Genomic DNA, 18502 nt, shown 5'->3' with positions numbered 1-18502 from the left:
GTCCGCGCGGTGTCGTACGGCGGTGGGAATTTCCGATTTCGGGCAGGCGGCGGCCCTTTTCGGCGGGCGTCGGACCGTAGGCTGCGGCGCATGTGCGGAATCGTGGGATACGTGGGGCCGCAGTCTGCGCTCGAGGTCGTCATGGCCGGGCTGAAGCGGCTGGAGTACCGGGGTTACGACTCGGCGGGCGTCTCGGTGCTCGCGGACGGCGGGCTCGCCGCCGCGAAGAAGGCCGGGAAGCTCGTCAATCTGGAGAAGGAGCTCGTGGAGCGGCCCCTGCCGACGGGGTGCACCGGGATCGGGCACACGCGGTGGGCCACGCACGGCGGGCCGACGGATGCCAACGCGCATCCGCACCTGGACAACGCGGGGCGCGTCGCCGTCGTGCACAACGGGATCATCGAGAACTTCGCGCTGCTGAGGGCCGAGTTGGGGGAGCGGGGGCATGACCTCGCCTCCGAGACCGACACCGAGGTGGTCGCGCACCTGCTCGCCGAGGAGTACTCCTCCTGCGCCGATCTCGCGGAGGCGATGCGGCTGGTGTGCCTTCGGCTGGAGGGGGCGTTCACGCTGGTCGCGGTGCATGCCGACGAGCCGGACGTGGTGGTGGGAGCGCGGCGGAACTCGCCGCTGGTGGTGGGCGTTGGAGACGGTGAGGCCTTTCTCGCCTCGGACGTCGCCGCGTTCATCGCCCACACGCGGTCGGCGGTCGAGCTGGGTCAGGACCAGGTGGTGGAGCTGCGCCGGGACGGGGTGACGGTGACCGGCTTCGACGGCTCGCCGGGCGACGCGCGCTCGTACCACGTCGACTGGGACGCGTCGGCCGCGGAAAAGGGGGGGTATGACTACTTCATGCTCAAGGAGATCGCCGAGCAGCCCAAGGCGGTCGCCGATACGTTGCTGGGGCGCATCGACGCCGCCGGTTCGCTGACCCTGGACGAGGTGCGGATCCCTCCGGGGGTGCTGCGGGAGGTCGACAAGGTCGTCGTCGTCGCGTGCGGTACGGCCTTCCACGCCGGGATGATCGCCAAGTACGCCATTGAGCACTGGACGCGGATTCCGTGCGAGGTGGAGCTGGCGAGCGAGTTCCGCTACCGGGACCCGATCCTGGGGCCGAGGTCGCTGGTGATCGCGATCTCCCAGTCCGGCGAGACCATGGACACGCTGATGGCCGTCCGGCACGCCCGCGAGCAGGGCTCCCACGTCCTCGCGATCTGCAACACCAACGGTTCCACGATCCCGCGGGAGTCGGACGCGGTGCTGTACACGCACGCCGGGCCCGAGGTGGCGGTCGCGTCGACGAAGGCCTTCCTCACACAGCTCGTCGCCTGCTATCTGGTCGCGCTGTATCTGGGGCAGGTGCGCGGCACCAAGTGGGGCGACGAGATCGGCGTCGTGATCCGGGACCTGTCGCAGATCTCCGGCGAGGTCGAGCGGGTGCTGGAGACCATGGAGCCGGTGCGGGCGCTGGCGCGGTCCCTGGCCGACAAGGACACGGTGCTGTTCCTGGGGCGGCACGTGGGATATCCGGTGGCGATGGAGGGCGCGCTCAAGCTGAAAGAGCTCGCCTATATGCATGCCGAGGGGTTCGCGGCGGGGGAGCTCAAGCACGGGCCGATCGCGTTGATCGAGGACGACATGCCGGTGGTGGTGGTCGTGCCGCCGTCCCGGGGGCGGTCCGTGCTCCACGACAAGATCGTGTCCAACATCCAGGAGATCCGGGCCCGGGGGGCGCACACGATCGTGATCGCGGAGGAGGGTGACGAGGCGGTCGTGCCGTACGCGGACCACCTGATCCGGATCCCCGCCACGCCGACCCTGCTGCAGCCGCTGGTGGCCACGGTGCCGCTTCAGGTGTTCGCCTGCGAGCTGGCGACGGCTCGCGGCAACGACGTGGACCAGCCGCGGAACCTGGCGAAGTCGGTGACGGTGGAGTGAGCCGAGCGTAGGAAACGGAAACAGGAAGCAGAGACAGGAAGCAGAAGAGGGGCGAACGGCCGGGTGCCGTTCGCCCCTCTGATCAGCCGGTCAGGCGATCAGGCGATCACCAGTTGATGCAGGCCTTCGGGATCCAGCCCTCCACATTGGAGCTGTTGGGACCGCCGTAGAGCCACTTGTTGCTCGTCTTGCCGCAGGCCGTGTACGTGCCGCCGGTGTAGGCCTTGCCGTCGTTGCAGAGCCCGCCCTTCGCACCCTTGCCCCAGACGCCGAGGGCCGTGGCGGACGTCTTCGCCGACTTGCGGATCTTGACGGACTGCTTGGCCTTGACGCCGACGATCGCGCTGCTGCAGTCCGGGGTCGCCGCGGAGGCGGTGCCGGCGAGCGCGACGGTGCCGGTGAGGGCCGTACCCACGAGAACCACGGTGGTCAGCGCGGAGCCCAGAGACTTCAACTTCAAAGCAGTTTCCTCCCGTTACGTGCAATGGTGTCCGTCGACGAACGGATCACCAGTCACGGCGAAGATTACTGGGCCCGGGGGCTCGTCATGATCTTGGGGTGGCCGAGGGGCTGTATTAAAAGAGTGAAGGTTGCGGTTCGGCGGGTGCGGGGCCGGGGCCCGCTCTCCTCGTAAGGTGCTCGCCATGAGCATCATCGGCGTCGGAATCGACGTGGCGGAGATCGACCGGTTCGAAGCGTCGCTGAAGCGGACCCCCGGTCTGGCCGAACGCCTATTCCTGGAAAGCGAGTTGCTGCTGCCCAGCGGGGAACGCCGGGGCGTCGCCTCGCTCGCCGCGCGCTTCGCCGCCAAGGAGGCGCTGGCCAAGGCGCTCGGCGCGCCGGCCGGCCTGCACTGGACGGATGCCGAGGTCTTCGTCGAGGACAGCGGGCAGCCGCGACTGCGGGTCAAGGGGACGGTGGCGGCGCGGGCGGCGGAGCTCGGGGTGCAGTCCTGGCACGTGTCGCTCAGCCATGACGCCGGGGTGGCCTCGGCCGTGGTGGTCGCGGAGGGCTGAGCGGCCCACGTGCGGGCGCGCGTGCTTCCGGGGGAGACTCGACCCCATGCGTACTGCGTTCAGCGTGGAGACGGTAAGGACGGCCGAGCGGGCGCTGATGGCGCGGCTTCCCGAGGGGGCGCTCATGCAGCGCGCCGCCGCCGGGCTCGCCGCCGCCTGCGCCGAGTTGCTCGGGCGGGTCTACGGCAGCCGGGTCGTACTGCTCGTCGGGAGCGGGGACAACGGCGGTGACGCCCTGTACGCCGGCGCCCGGCTGGCCCGGCGCGGAGCGGGCGTCGCCGCCGTGCTGCTCGCGCCCGAGCGGGCCCATGCCGGAGGGCTCGCGGCGCTGCTGAGGGCCGGAGGGCGCATCGTCGGTGCGGGTGCGGGCCCGACTGCCGGTGCCGCTGCCGCCGCCGGTGTCGGTGTCGTCGAAGAGGCGGTTCTGCGGGCCGATCTCGTCGTCGACGGCATCGTGGGCATCGGCGGCAAGGGCGGACTGCGGCCCGGGGCCGCGCAGTTGGCCGCATGCGTGGCCGAATCCCGCGCGGCCGTCGTCGCCGTGGACCTGCCGAGCGGGGTCGACGCCGACACGGGGGAGGTGCACGGCGCCGCCGTCCGCGCCGATCTCACCGTCACCTTCGGCACGCACAAGCCGGGGCTGCTGATCGACCCCGCGCGCGAGTACGCCGGGTCCGTGCGGCTCATCGACATCGGGCTCGGGGCTGAACTGCCCGCGGAGCCCGAGCTGGAGGCCCTGCAGCATGCGGACGTGGCCCGGTTGCTGCCGGTGCCGGGCGGGGAGAGCGACAAGTACCGGCGCGGGGTCGTGGGGATCGCCGCCGGGTCGGCCCGGTACCCCGGGGCAGCCGTGCTCGCCGTGTCCGGGGCGCTGCGGGGCGGGGCGGGGGCCGTGCGCTACGTCGGGCCCGCCGGGGACGCCGTGATCTCCCGGTTCCCCGAGACGCTGGTGTCGGCCCGGGGGCCGAAGCACGCCGGGCGGGTGCAGGCGTGGGTCGTGGGGCCGGGCGCCGGCGACGACGCGGCGACCGTGGCCCAGGTCCTGGAGGCCGACGTTCCGGTGCTCGTCGACGCGGACGGGCTGCGGCTGGCCGACAGGGATGCCGTACGCGGCCGTAGGGCACCGACGCTCATGACTCCCCACGCCGGAGAGGCCGCCGCGCTGCTCGGGGTCGCGCGGGAGGAGGTCGAGGGGGCGCGGCTGGCCTCGGCCCGCCGACTGGCTGCCCGCTACGGCGCGACCGTGCTCCTCAAAGGGTCGACCACGCTGGTCGCCGATGCGGAGGGCGGTGCCGTGCGGGTCAATGCCACGGGGACGCCGTGGCTGGCCACCGCCGGGAGCGGGGACGTGCTGTCGGGGCTGGCCGGTTCGCTGCTGGCGTCCGGGCTCTCCGCTCTGGACGCGGGGAGCGCGGCGGCGTATCTGCACGGGCTGGCCGGGCGGTTCGCGGCCGACGGGGCGCCGGCGGGAGCGCACGACGTGGCGGAGGCGATTCCGGCGGCCTGGCGGGACGTGCGGCACTGACCTGCCGCATGCGGGATCGACTCAGCACGGGGGACAGACCCGGCAGATGCGGGACTGACCTGGCGCATCTGGGACCGACCCGGCAGATGCGGGACTGACCCGGCGCATCTGGGACCGACCCGGCAGATGTGGGACCTACTCAGCACACGTGGACCGACCCGGCACCTGCGGGACCGGCCTAGCGCAGGTCCTGCACCAGGCTGAGGATGTTTCCCTCGCTGTCCTTGAACCAGGCGCCGCGCAGGCCCGCGCTCTCGATCACGCCGTTCACCGTCTTCAGGCCGGGCTGGTCGTACTCCTCGAACGTGACGCCGCGGCCGCGCAGTTCCGCCATCTCCGCGTCGAGGTCGTCGACCGTCCAGCCGGCCAGGGTGTGGGCGGCCCGGCCGCCGCTCGGTGTCGGGTAGAGGTCGAAGCGGGTGCCGCCGGACTCGAAGAACACGACTTCTTCCCGGTCCTCGATCAGCTTGAGGCCGAGCGTGTCGCCGTAGAAACGCTTGGCCCTCTCGATGTCACTGGCCGGAATCACGGTCGTGAGCGGTGTGTCAGCCAACATGGCCTTCACCTCCTGTCCCCAGCCTAGGCATGGGTCCGGGACAGGACGACCGCTCCGCAAGGGGCACCCGCTCCGCAATAAGGGTGACCCCGCCGCGCGGCAGACCCGCCCTGCCACCCCGGCGCGTTTCTCTGATCGCATGATCAGCAGACGTATCGCCTGCCGGAGTGTCGCCGTGCTGCTCGCTGCGGTGACGGCCCTCCCCGTGGGCACCGCCGCGGCCGACCCCGCACCCCCCGCTCCTGCCGCACCCCCCGCTCCCGCACCCGCTCCCGACCCCGGGGCCGAGCTCGTGCCCGGTGTCTCCCCGGGGCCGCTTCAGGTCATCCCGGTCGACACGCCCGACCAGGCGCTGGCGCCGAAGGTGTACAAGCCCACGGCCGCGGAGGATGCCGTCGAGCCTCTGCCGGCGGAGGAGGGGACGTACGACCTCGTCGAGTACGTGCCTCTCGGTGACGCCGTCGACAACGTGAAGTGCAGCAAGCGGACCGGGCCCTATCAGCGGGCGGTCGAGCAGTGGCTGAAGCTGAAGGTGGACGGCAAGCAGTCGGCGGCCGACTGCCGGGCCATCCGGAACTTCCAGGTGAAGCACCGGATCAAGTCCGCGATCGGCTTCGCCGGGCCCGTCACCTGGTCCGCCATGCAGCTCATCTCCGCCAGGAAGAATCCGAACGCCGCGAAGAAGTGTCCCGTACGGACGTATCGCGTCGCATGTGTCGATCTCAGCCGGCAGATGACCTGGGTGCAGAAGGGGAGCAAGGTGATCTACGGGCCCGTCCCGATGCGCAGCGGGGGAGTCGGGCACCGGACCCGGGCCGGATGGCACGAGGTCTACTGGAAGCACAAGAACCACTGGTCGACGCTCTTCAACTCGACCATGCCGTATTCCCAGTTCTTCAGCGGCGGGCAGGCCTTCCACGCCGTCTACGGCAGCATCTACACCACCCAGGGCACGCATGGATGCGTCAACCTGCGGCTGGACGATGCCCGGAAGCTGTGGGACGTGCTGAAGGAGGGCGACCATGTGTACGTGTGGGGGCGGCGGGCCGGCAGCTAGCCGGCCCCGGCGGCCACCGGGGGCCGGTGCCCCGGGGCTGTCGGACCCCTCTGAGACACTGGGTGCGCCATGACTGAGACAGCAACTGCCCCGAGCGCGCCGCTGCGCGCCCGCGCCGAGATCGACCTGGCCGCCCTGCGCGCCAACGTACGAGCCCTGCGCGCCCTCGCACCGGGTGCTGCCCTCATGGCCGTCGTCAAGTCCGAGGCGTACGGCCATGGGGCCGTGCCGTGTGCCCGGGCGGCCGTCGAGGCGGGGGCCGCCTGGCTCGGGACGGCCACGCCCGAGGAGGCTCTCGCGCTGCGGGCCGCCGGGTTGCCCGGACGCATCATGTGCTGGCTGTGGACGCCGGGCGGGCCCTGGCGCGAGGCCGTCGAGGCCGACATCGACGTCTCGGTGAGCGGCATGTGGGCTCTGGAGGAGGTCACCGCGGCGGCCCGGGCGGCGGGCATTCCCGCGCGCGTGCAGCTCAAGGCCGACACGGGGCTCGGGCGGAACGGATGCCAGCCCGGGGACGACTGGGCCGAGCTGGTCGGGGCCGCGCTGCGGGCCGAGGCCGAGGGGCTCATCCGCATCACCGGGCTCTGGTCGCACCTCGCCTGCGCCGACGAACCCGGGCACCCCTCCATCGACCTCCAGCTCACCCTCTTCCGGGAGATGCTCGCGGACGCCGAGGGCAGGGGTGTGCGGCCCGAGGTGCGGCACATCGCCAACTCGCCCGCCACGCTCACCCTTCCCGAGGCCCACTTCGACCTCGTACGGACCGGGATCGCTCTCTACGGGATCTCGCCGAGCCCCGAGATCGGCACCCCCGCCGACTTCGGGCTGCGTCCGGTCATGACATTGTCGGCATCCGTCGCGCTCGTGAAGCACGTTCCGGGAGGGCACGGCGTCAGCTACGGACATCGGTACGTCACCCCCGGCGGCACGACCCTCGGACTCGTGCCCGTCGGGTACGCCGACGGCATTCCGCGGCACGCCTCCGGGACCGGTCCGGTGCTGGTCGGGGGCAAGTGGCGGACCGTCGCGGGGCGGATCGCGATGGACCAGTTCGTCGTCGATCTCGGCGGGGACGAGCTCGAGGCCGGTACCGAAGCGGTGCTCTTCGGGCCGGGCGACCGTGGCGAGCCCACCGCCGAGGACTGGGCACAGGCCGCGGGAACCATCGCATACGAGATCGTCACGCGGATCGGAACGCGCGTTCCTCGCGTCTATGTGAACGAGGAACAAAGCGGGTAACTGCACAAGGGCGCGACAGTCCGAGCAGAAGTGCAGCATCCGTAAGGCGAGCAACATCCGTCAGTCGATCAACAGCGGTATCAACCTGGAAACACCTGCATCACCGAGAAACACCTGCATCACCCGACCCAGCGAACAGCAGCACTAGTCCGGCGAAAAGGAGCGGTACGTGAGCGAGAGCAGTGCGGAGGCCGCCCTGGCAGTCGCCTCCGCCGCGGGGGCGGCCGGAAACTGGCGCAGGGTCACCGGCGTCGCGGGCGCCGCGATAGGCGTGGTCGCCGCGGGCGCGGCGGCAGGCGTCGCCATAGAGCGGCTCACCGTCGGCCGCGGCATGCGTAAGAAGGCGCGGCTGGCCCTCGACTCGACGGGACCCTACGGGTCGCTGCGCGGCACGCCCGGCAAGGCGACGGCCGACGACGGCACCGAGCTGTACTACGAGGTCGACGACGTCGATCCCGACGCCGTGCCCGCGCTCGGTCCGCGCCGCCGGCGGCTGTTCGGTCGCAAGGCGCCCGCCCCCGTCACCGTCGTCTTCAGCCACGGCTACTGCCTCAGCCAGGACTCCTGGCACTTCCAGCGCGCGGCCCTGCGCGGCGTCGTACGGACCGTGCACTGGGACCAGCGCAGCCACGGGCGGTCCGGGCGGGGCGTGCAGCAGGTGCAGGACGGCGTGCCGGTCAGCATCGACCAGCTCGGGCAGGACCTGAAGGCCGTGATCGACGCCGCCGCGCCGGACGGGCCGATCGTGCTCGTCGGGCACTCCATGGGCGGCATGACGGTGATGGCACTGGCCGACCAGTACCCCGAGCTCATCCGGGACCGGGTCGTCGCCGTCGCCTTCGTCGGTACGTCGTCCGGGCGACTCGGCGAGGTCAACTTCGGGCTGCCCGTCGCCGGCGTCAACGCGGTGCGGCGGGTCCTGCCCGGAGTGCTGAAGGCGCTGGGGCAGCAGGCCGCGCTGGTGGAGAAGGGGCGCCGGGCGACCGCCGACCTGTTCGCCGGGATCATCAAGCGGTACTCGTTCGCGTCGCGGGACGTCGACCCGGCCGTCGCGCGGTTCGCCGAGCGGATGATCGAGGGCACGCCGATCGACGTGGTCGCCGAGTTCTACCCGGCGTTCACGGAACACGACAAGACCGAGGCGCTGGTGCGGTTCGCGGACAAGCCGGTGCTCGTGCTGGCCGGGATCGGCGACCTCGTCACCCCCAGCGAGCACAGCGAGGCCATCGCCGACCTGCTGCCGGACGCGGAGCTGGTGCTGGTTCCGGACGCCGGGCACCTGGTGATGCTGGAACACCCGGAAGTGGTCACCGACCGGCTGGCCGACCTCCTCACCCGTGCGGGTGCCGTCCCGGCAGGAGCTACCGTGGGTGGCTATGGAAGCACCAGCAGCACCGCACAACCCGGTTGAGACCGAGCTGACCGTCACCTCCCCCGAGCAGATGCGGGACCTGGGCCGCCGCCTCGCCAAGCTGCTGCGCGCCGGCGACCTCGCGATGCTCAACGGGGAGCTCGGTGCGGGCAAGACGACGCTCACCCGCGGGCTCGGCGAGGGGCTCGGCGTCCGGGGCGCGGTCACGTCGCCGACCTTCGTGATCGCCCGGGTGCACCCGCCGCTGGGTGACGGTCCGCCGCTCGTGCACGTCGACGCGTACCGCCTGGGCGGCGGGCTCGACGAGATGGAGGACCTCGACCTCGACGTCTCACTGTCCGACTCGGTGATCGTCGTGGAGTGGGGCGAGGGCAAGGTCGAGGAGCTGACCGACGACCGGCTGCACGTCGTCATCCACCGGGCCGTCGGGGACACTACCGACGAGGTGCGGCACGTGACGGTCACCGGGCTCGGGGAGCGGTGGTCGACGGTGGACCTGAGCGTGCTGTCCGCCTGACGGACGAACCTCCTGGCAGGCGCGCAATTCCGTGAACGTTCCGACAAGACGTCGGCAAGTTGTTGCGTTCGGCGTCTTGCGCGTGGTCACATGGTACCCAGCTCGTAGTTAGGTCTACCTAACTACGCCCGCCCCCGGTCTTCAGGAGGCGTCCATGCCGGCCACCGAGAGCAACGAGCAGCAGCCGTACGCCGTCGTCGCCGGGGTGTCCATGCGCGATCTGCTGGCGTCCTGCGCCGCGGCGCAGGTGATCTCGACACCGCCGCGGGTACCGGACCCCGAGGCGTCCAGGCCGCCGGCCCAGCACCGGGAAGCCGCCTGACCTCCCCGCGGTGAATCCCGGCTAGGGGATCACCGCAACTTGCGCGCCGATCGTCGCGAACTCCCACATCGCGTCGCCGTTCTCGCGGGACTCGCGGATGCCGCCTGTGCGCACGCCGGGGTCGGTTTCCTCCGGGGAGTCGTCGACGGCCGCGCTGAAGCCGATGGTCACGCCGTCCACGCTGGTGAAGCGCACGACGTGCTCGATGGGGGTGCCGTCGGTGCCGATGACGGAGTTCGAGCGGGACGTGACCCGGTAGACGCCGGGGGCCGGGTCGACGCTGCCCGGGGTGACCGTGAACGAGCGCGTGACCTCGCCCCTCGCGCCGACCAGCCAGACGCGGTCGTCGTTCACCGAATAGACGACACGTTCCCCGACGCCGGATCCGGCGGGCACAGTGCGGGGGTTCGCCTCGTCGCGGGGAGCCTTCGAGACGGCCGCCGCCGGTGAGGCGCTCGCCTGTGGCCTGCCGAGGTCGGCAGGGACGGTCGCGGAGGCCTGGTAGCCGAGGAAGCCGACCGCCGCCAGGGCGGCCGCGGTGAGCCCGAACACGAAGCCGGAGCTGCTGCTTGCCACCGTCGCCCACCTGACCCGTCGCGTCGTATGTCGTGCTTTGCGGCGACCGTAGCAGCCCTCGCGCGCCTGATCGGGCGGCATCGCCCGAGGTCGGGCCCGTGTCGGCCGCCCCGCCCGCCCCGCGTCCCACGGCCCCGCGAGGCCCGCCCTGGCGGCGGATGACGGGACGTCCGACACGGCGCCCCAAGAGCCGTAGGCTGTTTGTGTGCTCTTGCTCGCTCTGGATACTGCAACCCCCGCCGTCACCGTCGCCCTGCACGACGGCACGGACGTCATCGCCTCGTCGAGTCAGGTGGACGCGCGCCGGCACGGAGAGCTGCTGCTGCCGGCCGTCGACCGGGTGCTCGCCGAGGCCGGGCTCAGGCTCGACGCCGTCACCGGCATCGTCGTGGGCATCGGTCCCGGCCCCTACACCGGGCTGCGCGTCGGACTGATGACCGCGGACACCTTCGGGCTCGCGCTCGGCGTCCCCGTGCACGGTGTCTGCACCCTCGACGGTCTGGCGTACGCGGCCGACATCGACAAGGGCCCCTTCGTCGTGGCGACCGACGCCCGGCGCAAGGAGGTCTACTGGGCGCGCTACGCCGACTCCCGTACGCGGCTGACCGACCCGGCCGTCGGCCGGCCCGCCGACATCGCCGACCAGGTGGCCGGACTGCCCGCCGTCGGCGCCGGCGCGCTGCTCTACCCCGACACCTTCCCGCACGCGCACGAGCCGGAGCACGTGTCGGCCGCGGCGATCGCGAGTCTGGCCGCCGAGAAACTGGGCCAGGGCGAGGAACTCGCCGAGCCCCGGCCGCTGTACCTGCGCCGCCCGGACGCCCAGGTCCCCAAGAACTACAAGGTGGTCACCCCCAAGTGACCGAACCAGAGACCTCTCGACTGCGCGAGATGCGCTGGTGGGACATCGACTCCGTGCTCGAGCTGGAGAAGGACCTCTTCCCCGAGGACACCTGGTCCCGGGGCATGTTCTGGTCCGAGCTGGCCCATGCGCGCGGCCCCGAGGCGACGCGCCGCTACGTCCTTGCCGAGGACGTCGACGGGCGGCTGGTCGGGTACGCGGGGCTGGCCGCCGCCGGGGCCGACGGCGACAGCGGTTTCGCCGCGGTCGCCGACATCCAGACCATCGCCGTCGCCCGCGACCACTGGGGCACGGGCCTCGGCGGCCGCCTCCTCGCCGAACTCCTGCGGGCCGCCACCGCCTTCGAGTGCGCCGAAGTGATGCTGGAATGCCGGATCGACAACATCCGCGCCCAGAAGCTCTACGAGCGCTTCGGCTTCGAGGCCATCGGTTTCAGACGCGGCTACTACCAGCCGGGCAACGTGGACGCCCTGGTCATGCGGCTGACCACGAAACCCGACAGCGGCACCGCCGCGGGTTCAACCTCCGAACAAGGAACCGAGATCCATGGCTGACTCACGCGACGAGCCTCTCGTACTGGGGATCGAGACCTCCTGCGACGAGACCGGCGTCGGGATCGTCCGCGGTACCACCCTGCTGGCCGACGCCGTCGCGTCCAGCGTCGACGAGCACGCCCGCTTCGGCGGCGTCGTGCCGGAGGTCGCCTCCCGGGCGCACCTCGAGGCGATGGTGCCGACCATCCAGCGCGCCCTGAAGGACGCGGGGGTGAGCGCGAGGGACCTGGACGGCATCGCGGTCACCGCCGGTCCGGGACTCGCCGGCGCCCTCCTGGTCGGAGTGTCGGCGGCGAAGGCGTACGCCTACGCGCTCGGCAAGCCCCTCTACGGCGTCAACCACCTCGCCTCCCACATCTGTGTCGACCAGCTGGAGCACGGGCCGCTGCCCGAGCCGACGATGGCGCTGCTGGTGAGCGGCGGCCACTCGTCGCTGCTGCTGTCGTCGGACATCACCTCGGACGTACGGCCGCTGGGCGCGACCATCGACGACGCGGCCGGCGAGGCCTTCGACAAGATCGCACGCGTGCTGAACCTCGGCTTCCCCGGCGGCCCGGTCATCGACCGGTACGCGCGCGAGGGCGACCCGACGGCGATCGCGTTCCCGCGCGGACTGACCGGCCCGCGCGATGCGGCGTACGACTTCTCCTTCTCCGGGCTGAAGACGGCCGTGGCCCGCTGGATCGAGGCCAAGCGGGCGGCTGGGGAGGAGGTGCCGGTGCGTGACGTGTCGGCCTCCTTCCAGGAGGCGGTCGTCGACGTGCTGACCCGGAAAGCCGTACGGGCCTGTCGCGACGAGGGCGTCGACCACCTGATGATCGGCGGCGGTGTGGCCGCCAACTCACGGCTGCGGGCGCTGGCGCAGGAGCGCTGCGAGGCGGCCGGGATCCGACTGCGGGTGCCGCGGCCGAAGTTGTGCACGGACAACGGGGCGATGGTGGCGGCGCTCGGCGCCGAGCTGGTCGCCCGCAACCGGTCGGCGTCGAGCTGGGACCTGTCGGCGGACTCGTCGCTGCCGGTGACCGAGCCGCATGTGCCCGGGCACGGTCACACTCACGACCACGATCACGTGCACGAGGTCAGCAAGAAGAACCTCTACTCGTGACGGTCGCGTTGATGTGGGAGGCGCGGGCGGCCGAGGGGCGGGGGGCCGAACTGCTGGCCTGGGCGCGGGCGCAGGAACTGCCCGCGCGGCCCCTGCGCCGGGAGACCTTCCGCGCCCCGCAGGACCGCGTCCTGGTCATCACCTGGTGGGACGCGGTCTACGACGCCGAGCTGCCCGAACTCCCCGAGCCCGATGGTGAGTTGGTCATGCGGGCGGTGCATCGGTGGCGGTTCGAGTCGGTGCCGGACCGGTGAGCGTGGTGTAGGAGAGCCGCCACGGATCGTCAGGGTTCTCACCCCGCCACAGCTGTCGGCGGTTCCTGCGCTCCCAGCGGGCGCCCACCGCGGCCTTGGTCAGCCAGTCCAGGGCGATCACGAGGGCGATCACGAGCGCCCATGAGACCTCCAGCAGGCCCAGGACCACGCTCGGCACCAGGAACAGGGAGAACCGGAGCGCCTTGCGGAGCGTTCGGCTGCGCGAAACCGGATCGGCGCCCGTCACCGGTACGGCTGCCTCGAACTCCCGTACCTCGCCGACCCACTTGAGCCGTGAGGAGCGCATGAGCGCCGCGAGCACGATGTAGGCGAGCCCGATGACGGCCACTTCTCCCACGGCTTCGGCCCGCAATTCCGAGTCCTGCACCCCGACCGCCATCGCCACGCCGACCGCGATGGCGACCAGCAGCGCCACAGCGGCCATCAACTCATGGTGTACGTACCTGACCATCGCAACCCCCGTTGCTCCGGCGCCCGGGGTCACCCCACCCCCGACACCTCCGTCTCGCACCGCAGCCGCCGGTCGGCGCCGAGGACCCTCACCGGTCCCGTGAGACTCAGCCGTGCCGTGTGCCGTACGTCCGCGCTGGATGCTGCCAACCGTAGTTCCAGGGCGCCCGGTTCGACCACCCTTGTACCGGAACGGTCCGTGAAGGCCGACAGGTCCGCGTGGAAGCGGAAGGTGACGTGGGCCGCCTCGCCCGGGTCCAACTCCAGCCGCCGGTAGCCGATGAGGCGTACGTCCGGGCGGGTCACCGAGGCCACCGGGTCGTGAAGGTACAGCTGCACGACCTCGGCGCCCGCGCGCTCGCCCGTGTTGCGGACGGTGACCGCCACGTCGTACGAGCCGTCCGTGCCGATCTCCGCCCCCGTGTCCGCCGACTCCCACGCGAACGTCGTGTACGAGCGGCCGTGCCCGAAGGCGTACAGCGGGGTCGGGTCGAGGTTGCTGACCTCGCCCGCGAGGCCCAGCGGGGGCTGGAGGTACGTCCACGGCTGACCGCCCGGGACCTGCGGGACGCTCACCGGGAGGCGGCCCGAGGGGTTCACGCGGCCCGACAGGACTCCCGCCACTGCCGGGCCGCCCTCCTCCCCGGGGAAGAACGCCTGCACCACGGCGGCCAGTCGGCCCTGCCAGCGGCCCAGGGCGTACGGACGGCCGGTGAGCAGGACGAGGACCACCGGGACGCCCGTCGCCACCAGGGCGTCCAGCAGGTCGGCCTGCACTCCCGGCAGTTGAAGATCTGTCACATCGCAGCCCTCGCCCGAGGTGCCGCGCCCGAACAGGCCCGCCCGGTCGCCCAGGACGGCCACGCACACGTCGGCCTCGGAGGTCCGTGCCACCGCCTCCTCGAAGCCCGACGGGTCCGGGTCCGAGGTGTCGCAGCCCTCCGCGAACGTCACCTTCGCGTCCGGGAGTTCGGCGCGCAGCGACTCCAGCACGGTCGGGATGTCGATGCCCATCGGCACCTCGGGGTACCGGGGCAGGACGTGCGACGGGAAGGAGTAGCAGCCGAGCATGGCCAGGGCGTCGGCGGCGCGCGGGCCGACCACCGCGATGCGGGTGTCGGGCGGGAGGGGGAGGACGTCGTCCGGGTTGTCCAGCAGGACCACCGACTCCTCGGCCAGGCGCCGGGCCAGCTCGCGGTTGGCCGCCGAGTCCAGGTCGATCCGCTGCGTCGGCTCCGGGTCCCAGTCCTCGTCCAGCAGCCCCAACTCGCACTTCTGGAGCAGGACTCGACGGGCCGCACGGTCGATGAGCGCCTCGGGCACCGCTCCCGCCCGCACCGCCTCCAGCAGCGGCTTTCCGTAGCACTTGAGCGTCGGCAGCTCCACGTCGATCCCGGCCGCCAGCGCCGCGTGCGCGGCCTCGGCGGGGGAGCCCGCCACGCGGTGCAGGGTCTCCAGGAAGCCGATGCCGAAGTAGTCGGCGACCACCGTGCCGGTGAACCCCCAGTGCTCCCGCAGGAGTTCGGTCAGCAGGGACGGGTCCGCGGAGGCCGGGATGCCGTCCGTGTCGGTGTACGCGGCCATGACCGAGCGGGGGCCGCCCTCGTGCAGCGCCATCTCGAACGGCGGGAGGGTCACGTCCGCGAACTCGCGGACGCCTGCCCGGACGGGGGCGAGGTTGCGGGCGCCCGCCGAGGACGCGTACCCGGCGAAGTGCTTGAGCGTAGCGACGATCCCGGCGGACTCCAGGCCCCGCACATAGGCCGCGCCGACCGTGCCGACCAGGTAGGGGTCCTCGCCGATCGTCTCCTCGACCCGGCCCCAGCGCGGGTCCCGTACGACGTCCAGGACCGGGGCGAGGCCCTGGTGGACGCCGGCCGAGCGGAGGTCGTCGCCGATGTGGCGGGCCATCTCCTCGACGAGGGGCGGGTCGAAGGTGGCGCCCCAGGCCAGCGGGACGGGATAGGCGGTGGCGCCCCAGGCCGTGAAGCCGGCCAGGCACTCCTCGTGGGCGACGGCCGGGATGCCGAAGCGGCCCGCCCCGGCGATACGGCGCTGGGCGCGGGCCAGCGCCTGCGCGCCCAGCGCAGGGTCCACGGGGGCGGTGCCGTAGGAGCGGGTGAGCTGGCCCAGGCCGTGGGTGATCAGCTCGTCCCAGTCGTACTCGGCGGTCATCTCGCTCTGCAGGGGGGCGACTCCGTCGCCGTCCGTGGCGGCGCCCACCCACACGCCGTAGAGCTGAGCGATCCTCTCCTGGAGGGTCATCCGGGAGAGGAGGTCGTCGACGCGGGCGGCGGCGGGCAGGGCGGGGTCACGCCAGGGGGCGGTGGTCATGAAACTCCTGCTCTTGTCGAGTGGGGTGTGGCCCTCTCATGAACGCTGGCAACGAATGTTTCGATATACACGTCGAATGTTCCGGGAACCTAGGGCGGCCGGGAGGGTTCGTCAAGAGGTCGTGCAGGGATACGATCGCCGCCATGACACCCTCGGAGCCCGTTGAAACGCGGATGACAGCCCCGACGACAGGCCGGTCGACGCAGACCGCGACGCTCGCCGAGATCGCCCGGGAGGCCGGCGTGTCCGCGCCGACTGTTTCGAAGGTCCTCAACGGCCGCGCGGACGTGGCCCCGGCCACCCGCAGCCGTGTCGAGGAGCTGCTGCGCGCCCACGGCTACCGGCGCCGACGGGCCGAGGCGAGCCGCTCGCCCCTGATCGACCTGGTCTTCCACGAGCTGGAGAGCGCCTGGGCGATGGAGGTCATCCGGGGTGTGGAGAACGTGGCCCGGGACGCCGGGCTGAGCGTGGTGCTGAGCGAGAGCGCCGGGCGGCTGACCCCCGGGCGTACCTGGGCCGACCAGGTCGCCGCCCGCCGCCCGCACGGCGTGATCCTCGTGCTGTCCGGGCTCGACGAGTCCCAGCGCGCCCTGCTGACCAGCCGGTCCATCCCGTTCGTGGTGATGGACCCGGCGGGCGACCCGGGCGTCGACGTCCCCTCGATCGGCGCGACCAACTGGCAGGGCGGGCTCGCCGCCACCCGGCACCTCATCGAACTCGGCCACACCCGCATCGGCGCCATCACCGGGCCGTCCCGCATGATGTGCAGCCGCGCCCGCGTCGACGGCTACCGGGCCGCGCTGGAGACCGCGGGCCTGCCGGTCGACCCGTCGCTGATCGCGGCCGGCGACTTCCATCACGAGACCGGCTACCGGCAGGGCCTGGAACTGCTGCGCCGCCCGGACCGGCCCACCGCGGTCTTCGCCCTCAACGACCTTCAGGCGCTCGGCCTGTACGAGGCCGCGCGCGAGCTGGGCCTGCGCATTCCCGAGGACCTGAGCGTGGTCGGGTTCGACGATCTGCCGGTCACGCGCTGGGTGGGGCCGCCGCTGACGTCCGTACGGCAGCCGTTGACGGAGATGGCCGAGGCGGCGGCCAGGCTGGTGCTCGACCTGGGGCGGGAGGACCAGTCGCCGGTGGCGACGCGGGTGGAGCTGGCGACGAGCCTGGTGGTGCGCAGCAGTACGGGGGCTCCGGCGGCACGGTGATGTGTCACGCGTGACATGTGACATGGCACTGGCCTGAGTGACTGGACGCTGATGTATTGACGGGTGGTGCGTGCGCCTCCACACTCCGCCGAAGTCAATCGGTTACGTGACCGAAACTTTCGGAGGCACCCGTCATGAGAACCTCCAGATCAGCTTCCAGACCGTTCTTACGTCCAAGGTTCGCCGCGCTCTGCGCCGGATTCACCGCCCTCGCCGCCCTGTTCGCCGCCGGGGCCACCACCGCGCACGCCGCCGACACCTCGCTGCGCGACCTCGCCGACGCCAAGGGCAAGGTCATCGGCACGGCCGTCACGGGCTCCAAGCTCACCGGGACGTACGGCGACATCGCGGGGGCGCAGTTCAACTCGCTGACCCCCGGCAACGCCATGAAGTGGGGCTCGGTCGAGCCGACCCAGGGCACCTTCAACTGGACCGAGGCCGACCAGATCGTCGCCTTCGCGCAGGCCCACAACCAGCAGGTCCGCGGCCACACCCTGGTCTGGCACAGCCAGAACCCGAGCTGGCTGACCAACGGCAGCTGGACCTCCGCCCAGCTCGGCAGCCTGCTGCAGAACCACATCAGTACGGAAGTCGGCCGCTACAAGGGCGAGATCGCCGCCTGGGACGTCGTCAACGAGCCCTTCAACGAGGACGGCACCTACCGCTCCACCCTCTGGTACAACGGCCTCGGCGCCGACTACATCGCCAACGCCCTGACCTGGGCGCGGGCCGCCGACCCGGCCGCCAAGCTGTACATCAACGACTACAACGTCGAGGGCGTCAACGCGAAGAGCACGGCTCTGTACAACCTGGTGAAGGACCTCAAGAGCCGGGGCGTACCGATCGACGGGGTCGGCCTGCAGGCCCACCTCATCCTCGGCCAGGTCCCCTCCACGCTCCAGCAGAACATCCAGCGCTTCGCCGACCTCGGCGTCGACGTGGCGATCACCGAGCTGGACGTGCGCATGGCGCTCCCGGCGGACAGCACGAAGCTCGCCCAACAGGCCGCCGACTACAGGTCGGTACTGAACGCCTGCGTGGCGGTCACCCGGTGCGCGGGCGTCACCGTCTGGGGCTTCACCGACTCCGACTCCTGGGTGCCGGGCACCTTCCCGGGCTACGGGGCGGCGACGCCGTACGACGAGAACTACGTACCGAAACCGGCGTACGACGCGATCGCGGAGGCGCTCGGCGGTACGACGACCACGCCGCCCTCGACGGACGGCTGCGCGGCGACGTACAGCGTCACCAGTCAGTGGAACACCGGGTTCACGGGCCAGGTGACGATCGCCTGTGCGGGGTCGTCGCTGTCGTCCTGGAAAGCGAATTGGACGTTCGGCGCGGGCCAGCAGGTCACGCAGGCCTGGAACGCGACGTGCAGTCAGTCGGGTACGGCGGTGACGTGTGCGAACGCCTCCTACAACGGCGCGGTGCCGGACGGCGGCTCGGTGACGTTCGGCTTCAACGCATCGTGGAGCGGAAGCAATCCTGTGCCCGCGGTGACACTGGGCTGACCGGGGGCACCGAGCCGATCCGGGGGCGGTGGGCTGATCAGGGACTGAGAAACCTGAGATTCTTCGAAGAAAACCGGCTCAC

The 18502-nt window shown here is 71.8% G+C and carries 19 protein-coding genes; 14 read left to right on the top strand and 5 right to left on the bottom strand.

Going from position 1 to position 18502, the window contains the following annotated elements:
- Nucleotides 1-90: 90 nt before the first annotated feature.
- Nucleotides 91-1938: a glutamine--fructose-6-phosphate transaminase (isomerizing) gene (gene glmS, locus OG303_RS21010; protein WP_405870042.1), complete on the top strand. Its 1848-nt coding sequence runs from the start codon at nt 91-93 to the stop codon at nt 1936-1938.
- A gap of 106 nt (nt 1939-2044) precedes the next feature.
- On the opposite strand, the gene OG303_RS21005 is transcribed toward glmS, so the two are convergent.
- Nucleotides 2045-2398: a hypothetical protein gene (locus OG303_RS21005; RefSeq protein WP_405870041.1), complete on the bottom strand. Its 354-nt coding sequence runs from the start codon at nt 2396-2398 to the stop codon at nt 2045-2047.
- A 184-nt stretch (nt 2399-2582) separates the two neighbouring features.
- Between OG303_RS21005 and OG303_RS21000 the strand changes: the two genes are divergently transcribed.
- Both OG303_RS21000 and OG303_RS20995 read left to right on the top strand, forming a co-directional pair.
- Nucleotides 2583-2954, top strand: coding sequence for a holo-ACP synthase (locus OG303_RS21000; RefSeq protein WP_405870040.1), 372 nt, complete (start codon nt 2583-2585; stop codon nt 2952-2954).
- 46 nt (nt 2955-3000) lie between these two features.
- Nucleotides 3001-4479: an NAD(P)H-hydrate dehydratase gene (locus OG303_RS20995; protein ID WP_405870038.1), complete on the top strand. Its 1479-nt coding sequence runs from the start codon at nt 3001-3003 to the stop codon at nt 4477-4479.
- 178 nt (nt 4480-4657) lie between these two features.
- On the opposite strand, the gene OG303_RS20990 is transcribed toward OG303_RS20995, so the two are convergent.
- The gene (locus OG303_RS20990) at nt 4658-5035 is read right to left on the bottom strand and encodes a VOC family protein (protein ID WP_405870036.1); all 378 of its coding nucleotides are present in this window, start codon (nt 5033-5035) and stop codon (nt 4658-4660) included.
- 139 nt (nt 5036-5174) lie between these two features.
- On the opposite strand from OG303_RS20990, the gene OG303_RS20985 reads away from it, so the two are divergent.
- The 5 genes from OG303_RS20985 to OG303_RS20965 all read left to right on the top strand — a co-directional run bounded on the left by OG303_RS20985 (nt 5175) and on the right by OG303_RS20965 (nt 9542).
- The gene (locus OG303_RS20985; RefSeq protein WP_405870034.1) at nt 5175-6092 is read left to right on the top strand and encodes a L,D-transpeptidase family protein; all 918 of its coding nucleotides are present in this window, start codon (nt 5175-5177) and stop codon (nt 6090-6092) included.
- A gap of 69 nt (nt 6093-6161) precedes the next feature.
- Entirely contained in the window at nt 6162-7331 is a 1170-nt protein-coding gene (alr, locus tag OG303_RS20980) for an alanine racemase (protein WP_405870032.1), read from the top strand.
- Nucleotides 7332-7500: 169 nt separating this feature from the next.
- Nucleotides 7501-8742 carry an alpha/beta fold hydrolase gene (locus tag OG303_RS20975; RefSeq protein ID WP_405870031.1) on the top strand — a complete coding sequence of 414 codons (1242 nt, stop codon included), beginning with the start codon at nt 7501-7503 and terminating at the stop codon, nt 8740-8742.
- A complete protein-coding gene (tsaE, locus tag OG303_RS20970) occupies nt 8708-9220 on the top strand; it encodes a tRNA (adenosine(37)-N6)-threonylcarbamoyltransferase complex ATPase subunit type 1 TsaE (RefSeq protein ID WP_405870030.1) in 513 nt (170 codons plus the stop codon). The genes OG303_RS20975 and tsaE overlap by 35 nt, the downstream gene beginning before the upstream one ends.
- Before the next feature lie 154 nt (nt 9221-9374).
- Complete coding sequence (locus tag OG303_RS20965; RefSeq protein WP_405870029.1) at nt 9375-9542, top strand: hypothetical protein; 168 nt, start codon at nt 9375-9377, stop codon at nt 9540-9542.
- Nucleotides 9543-9563: 21 nt separating this feature from the next.
- Here the strand turns inward: OG303_RS20965 and OG303_RS20960 are convergent, their stop codons facing one another.
- Nucleotides 9564-10118, bottom strand: a complete 555-nt coding sequence (locus OG303_RS20960) for a hypothetical protein (protein WP_405870028.1) — start codon at nt 10116-10118, stop codon at nt 9564-9566.
- A 205-nt stretch (nt 10119-10323) separates the two neighbouring features.
- On the opposite strand from OG303_RS20960, the gene tsaB reads away from it, so the two are divergent.
- Genes tsaB through OG303_RS20940 form a run of 4 tightly spaced genes read left to right on the top strand, consistent with a single transcriptional unit; the run spans nt 10324 to nt 12893 of the window.
- Nucleotides 10324-10980 carry a tRNA (adenosine(37)-N6)-threonylcarbamoyltransferase complex dimerization subunit type 1 TsaB gene (gene tsaB, locus OG303_RS20955; protein WP_405870026.1) on the top strand — a complete coding sequence of 219 codons (657 nt, stop codon included), beginning with the start codon at nt 10324-10326 and terminating at the stop codon, nt 10978-10980.
- The gene (gene rimI, locus OG303_RS20950) at nt 10977-11534 is read left to right on the top strand and encodes a ribosomal protein S18-alanine N-acetyltransferase (RefSeq protein WP_405870025.1); all 558 of its coding nucleotides are present in this window, start codon (nt 10977-10979) and stop codon (nt 11532-11534) included. Before tsaB ends, rimI begins: the two co-directional genes overlap by 4 nt.
- Entirely contained in the window at nt 11527-12639 is a 1113-nt protein-coding gene (gene tsaD, locus OG303_RS20945; protein ID WP_405870024.1) for a tRNA (adenosine(37)-N6)-threonylcarbamoyltransferase complex transferase subunit TsaD, read from the top strand. Before rimI ends, tsaD begins: the two co-directional genes overlap by 8 nt.
- Nucleotides 12636-12893: a hypothetical protein gene (locus OG303_RS20940; RefSeq protein ID WP_405870023.1), complete on the top strand. Its 258-nt coding sequence runs from the start codon at nt 12636-12638 to the stop codon at nt 12891-12893. The genes tsaD and OG303_RS20940 overlap by 4 nt, the downstream gene beginning before the upstream one ends.
- Here OG303_RS20940 and OG303_RS20935 read toward each other — a convergent pair.
- Both OG303_RS20935 and OG303_RS20930 read right to left on the bottom strand, forming a co-directional pair.
- Complete coding sequence (locus tag OG303_RS20935; RefSeq protein ID WP_405870021.1) at nt 12844-13338, bottom strand: hypothetical protein; 495 nt, start codon at nt 13336-13338, stop codon at nt 12844-12846. The two genes, OG303_RS20940 and OG303_RS20935, sit on opposite strands and share 50 nt — an antisense overlap.
- A 56-nt stretch (nt 13339-13394) precedes the next feature.
- Nucleotides 13395-15698, bottom strand: a complete 2304-nt coding sequence (locus tag OG303_RS20930; RefSeq protein ID WP_405870020.1) for a glycoside hydrolase family 3 N-terminal domain-containing protein — start codon at nt 15696-15698, stop codon at nt 13395-13397.
- A 143-nt stretch (nt 15699-15841) separates the two neighbouring features.
- Here OG303_RS20930 and OG303_RS20925 point away from each other — a divergent pair, with 143 nt between their 5' ends.
- Together OG303_RS20925 and OG303_RS20920 are read left to right on the top strand one after the other, a co-directional pair.
- Nucleotides 15842-16906 carry a LacI family DNA-binding transcriptional regulator gene (locus OG303_RS20925; RefSeq protein WP_405870019.1) on the top strand — a complete coding sequence of 355 codons (1065 nt, stop codon included), beginning with the start codon at nt 15842-15844 and terminating at the stop codon, nt 16904-16906.
- Nucleotides 16907-17040: 134 nt separating this feature from the next.
- Complete coding sequence (locus OG303_RS20920) at nt 17041-18420, top strand: endo-1,4-beta-xylanase (RefSeq protein WP_405870017.1); 1380 nt, start codon at nt 17041-17043, stop codon at nt 18418-18420.
- Nucleotides 18421-18502: the final 82 nt, after the last annotated feature.

It is taken from the genome of Streptomyces sp. NBC_00005 (assembly GCF_045160215.1).
Lineage (GTDB): Bacteria > Actinomycetota > Actinomycetes > Streptomycetales > Streptomycetaceae > Streptomyces.
Note: the sequence above shows the minus strand (reverse complement) of the source record. Positions and strands in the feature narration are given on the sequence as shown.

Excerpts from the sequence above, each read along its gene's own strand:
- OG303_RS21000 (WP_405870040.1), top strand. The coding sequence starts at position 2,583 with ATGAGCATCATCGGCGTCGGAATCGACGTGGCGGAGATCGACCGGTTC.
- tsaD (WP_405870024.1), top strand. The coding sequence starts at position 11,527 with ATGGCTGACTCACGCGACGAGCCTCTCGTACTGGGGATCGAGACCTCC.
- tsaE (WP_405870030.1), top strand. The coding sequence starts at position 8,708 with ATGGAAGCACCAGCAGCACCGCACAACCCGGTTGAGACCGAGCTGACC.
- OG303_RS20920 (WP_405870017.1), top strand. The coding sequence starts at position 17,041 with ATGAGAACCTCCAGATCAGCTTCCAGACCGTTCTTACGTCCAAGGTTC.
- OG303_RS20965 (WP_405870029.1), top strand. The coding sequence starts at position 9,375 with ATGCCGGCCACCGAGAGCAACGAGCAGCAGCCGTACGCCGTCGTCGCC.
- OG303_RS20990 (WP_405870036.1), bottom strand. The coding sequence starts at position 5,035 with ATGTTGGCTGACACACCGCTCACGACCGTGATTCCGGCCAGTGACATC.
- glmS (WP_405870042.1), top strand. The coding sequence starts at position 91 with ATGTGCGGAATCGTGGGATACGTGGGGCCGCAGTCTGCGCTCGAGGTC.
- OG303_RS20930 (WP_405870020.1), bottom strand. The coding sequence starts at position 15,698 with ATGACCACCGCCCCCTGGCGTGACCCCGCCCTGCCCGCCGCCGCCCGC.
- OG303_RS20995 (WP_405870038.1), top strand. The coding sequence starts at position 3,001 with ATGCGTACTGCGTTCAGCGTGGAGACGGTAAGGACGGCCGAGCGGGCG.
- alr (WP_405870032.1), top strand. The coding sequence starts at position 6,162 with ATGACTGAGACAGCAACTGCCCCGAGCGCGCCGCTGCGCGCCCGCGCC.
- OG303_RS20935 (WP_405870021.1), bottom strand. The coding sequence starts at position 13,338 with ATGGCCGCTGTGGCGCTGCTGGTCGCCATCGCGGTCGGCGTGGCGATG.
- OG303_RS20925 (WP_405870019.1), top strand. The coding sequence starts at position 15,842 with ATGACACCCTCGGAGCCCGTTGAAACGCGGATGACAGCCCCGACGACA.
- OG303_RS20985 (WP_405870034.1), top strand. The coding sequence starts at position 5,175 with ATGATCAGCAGACGTATCGCCTGCCGGAGTGTCGCCGTGCTGCTCGCT.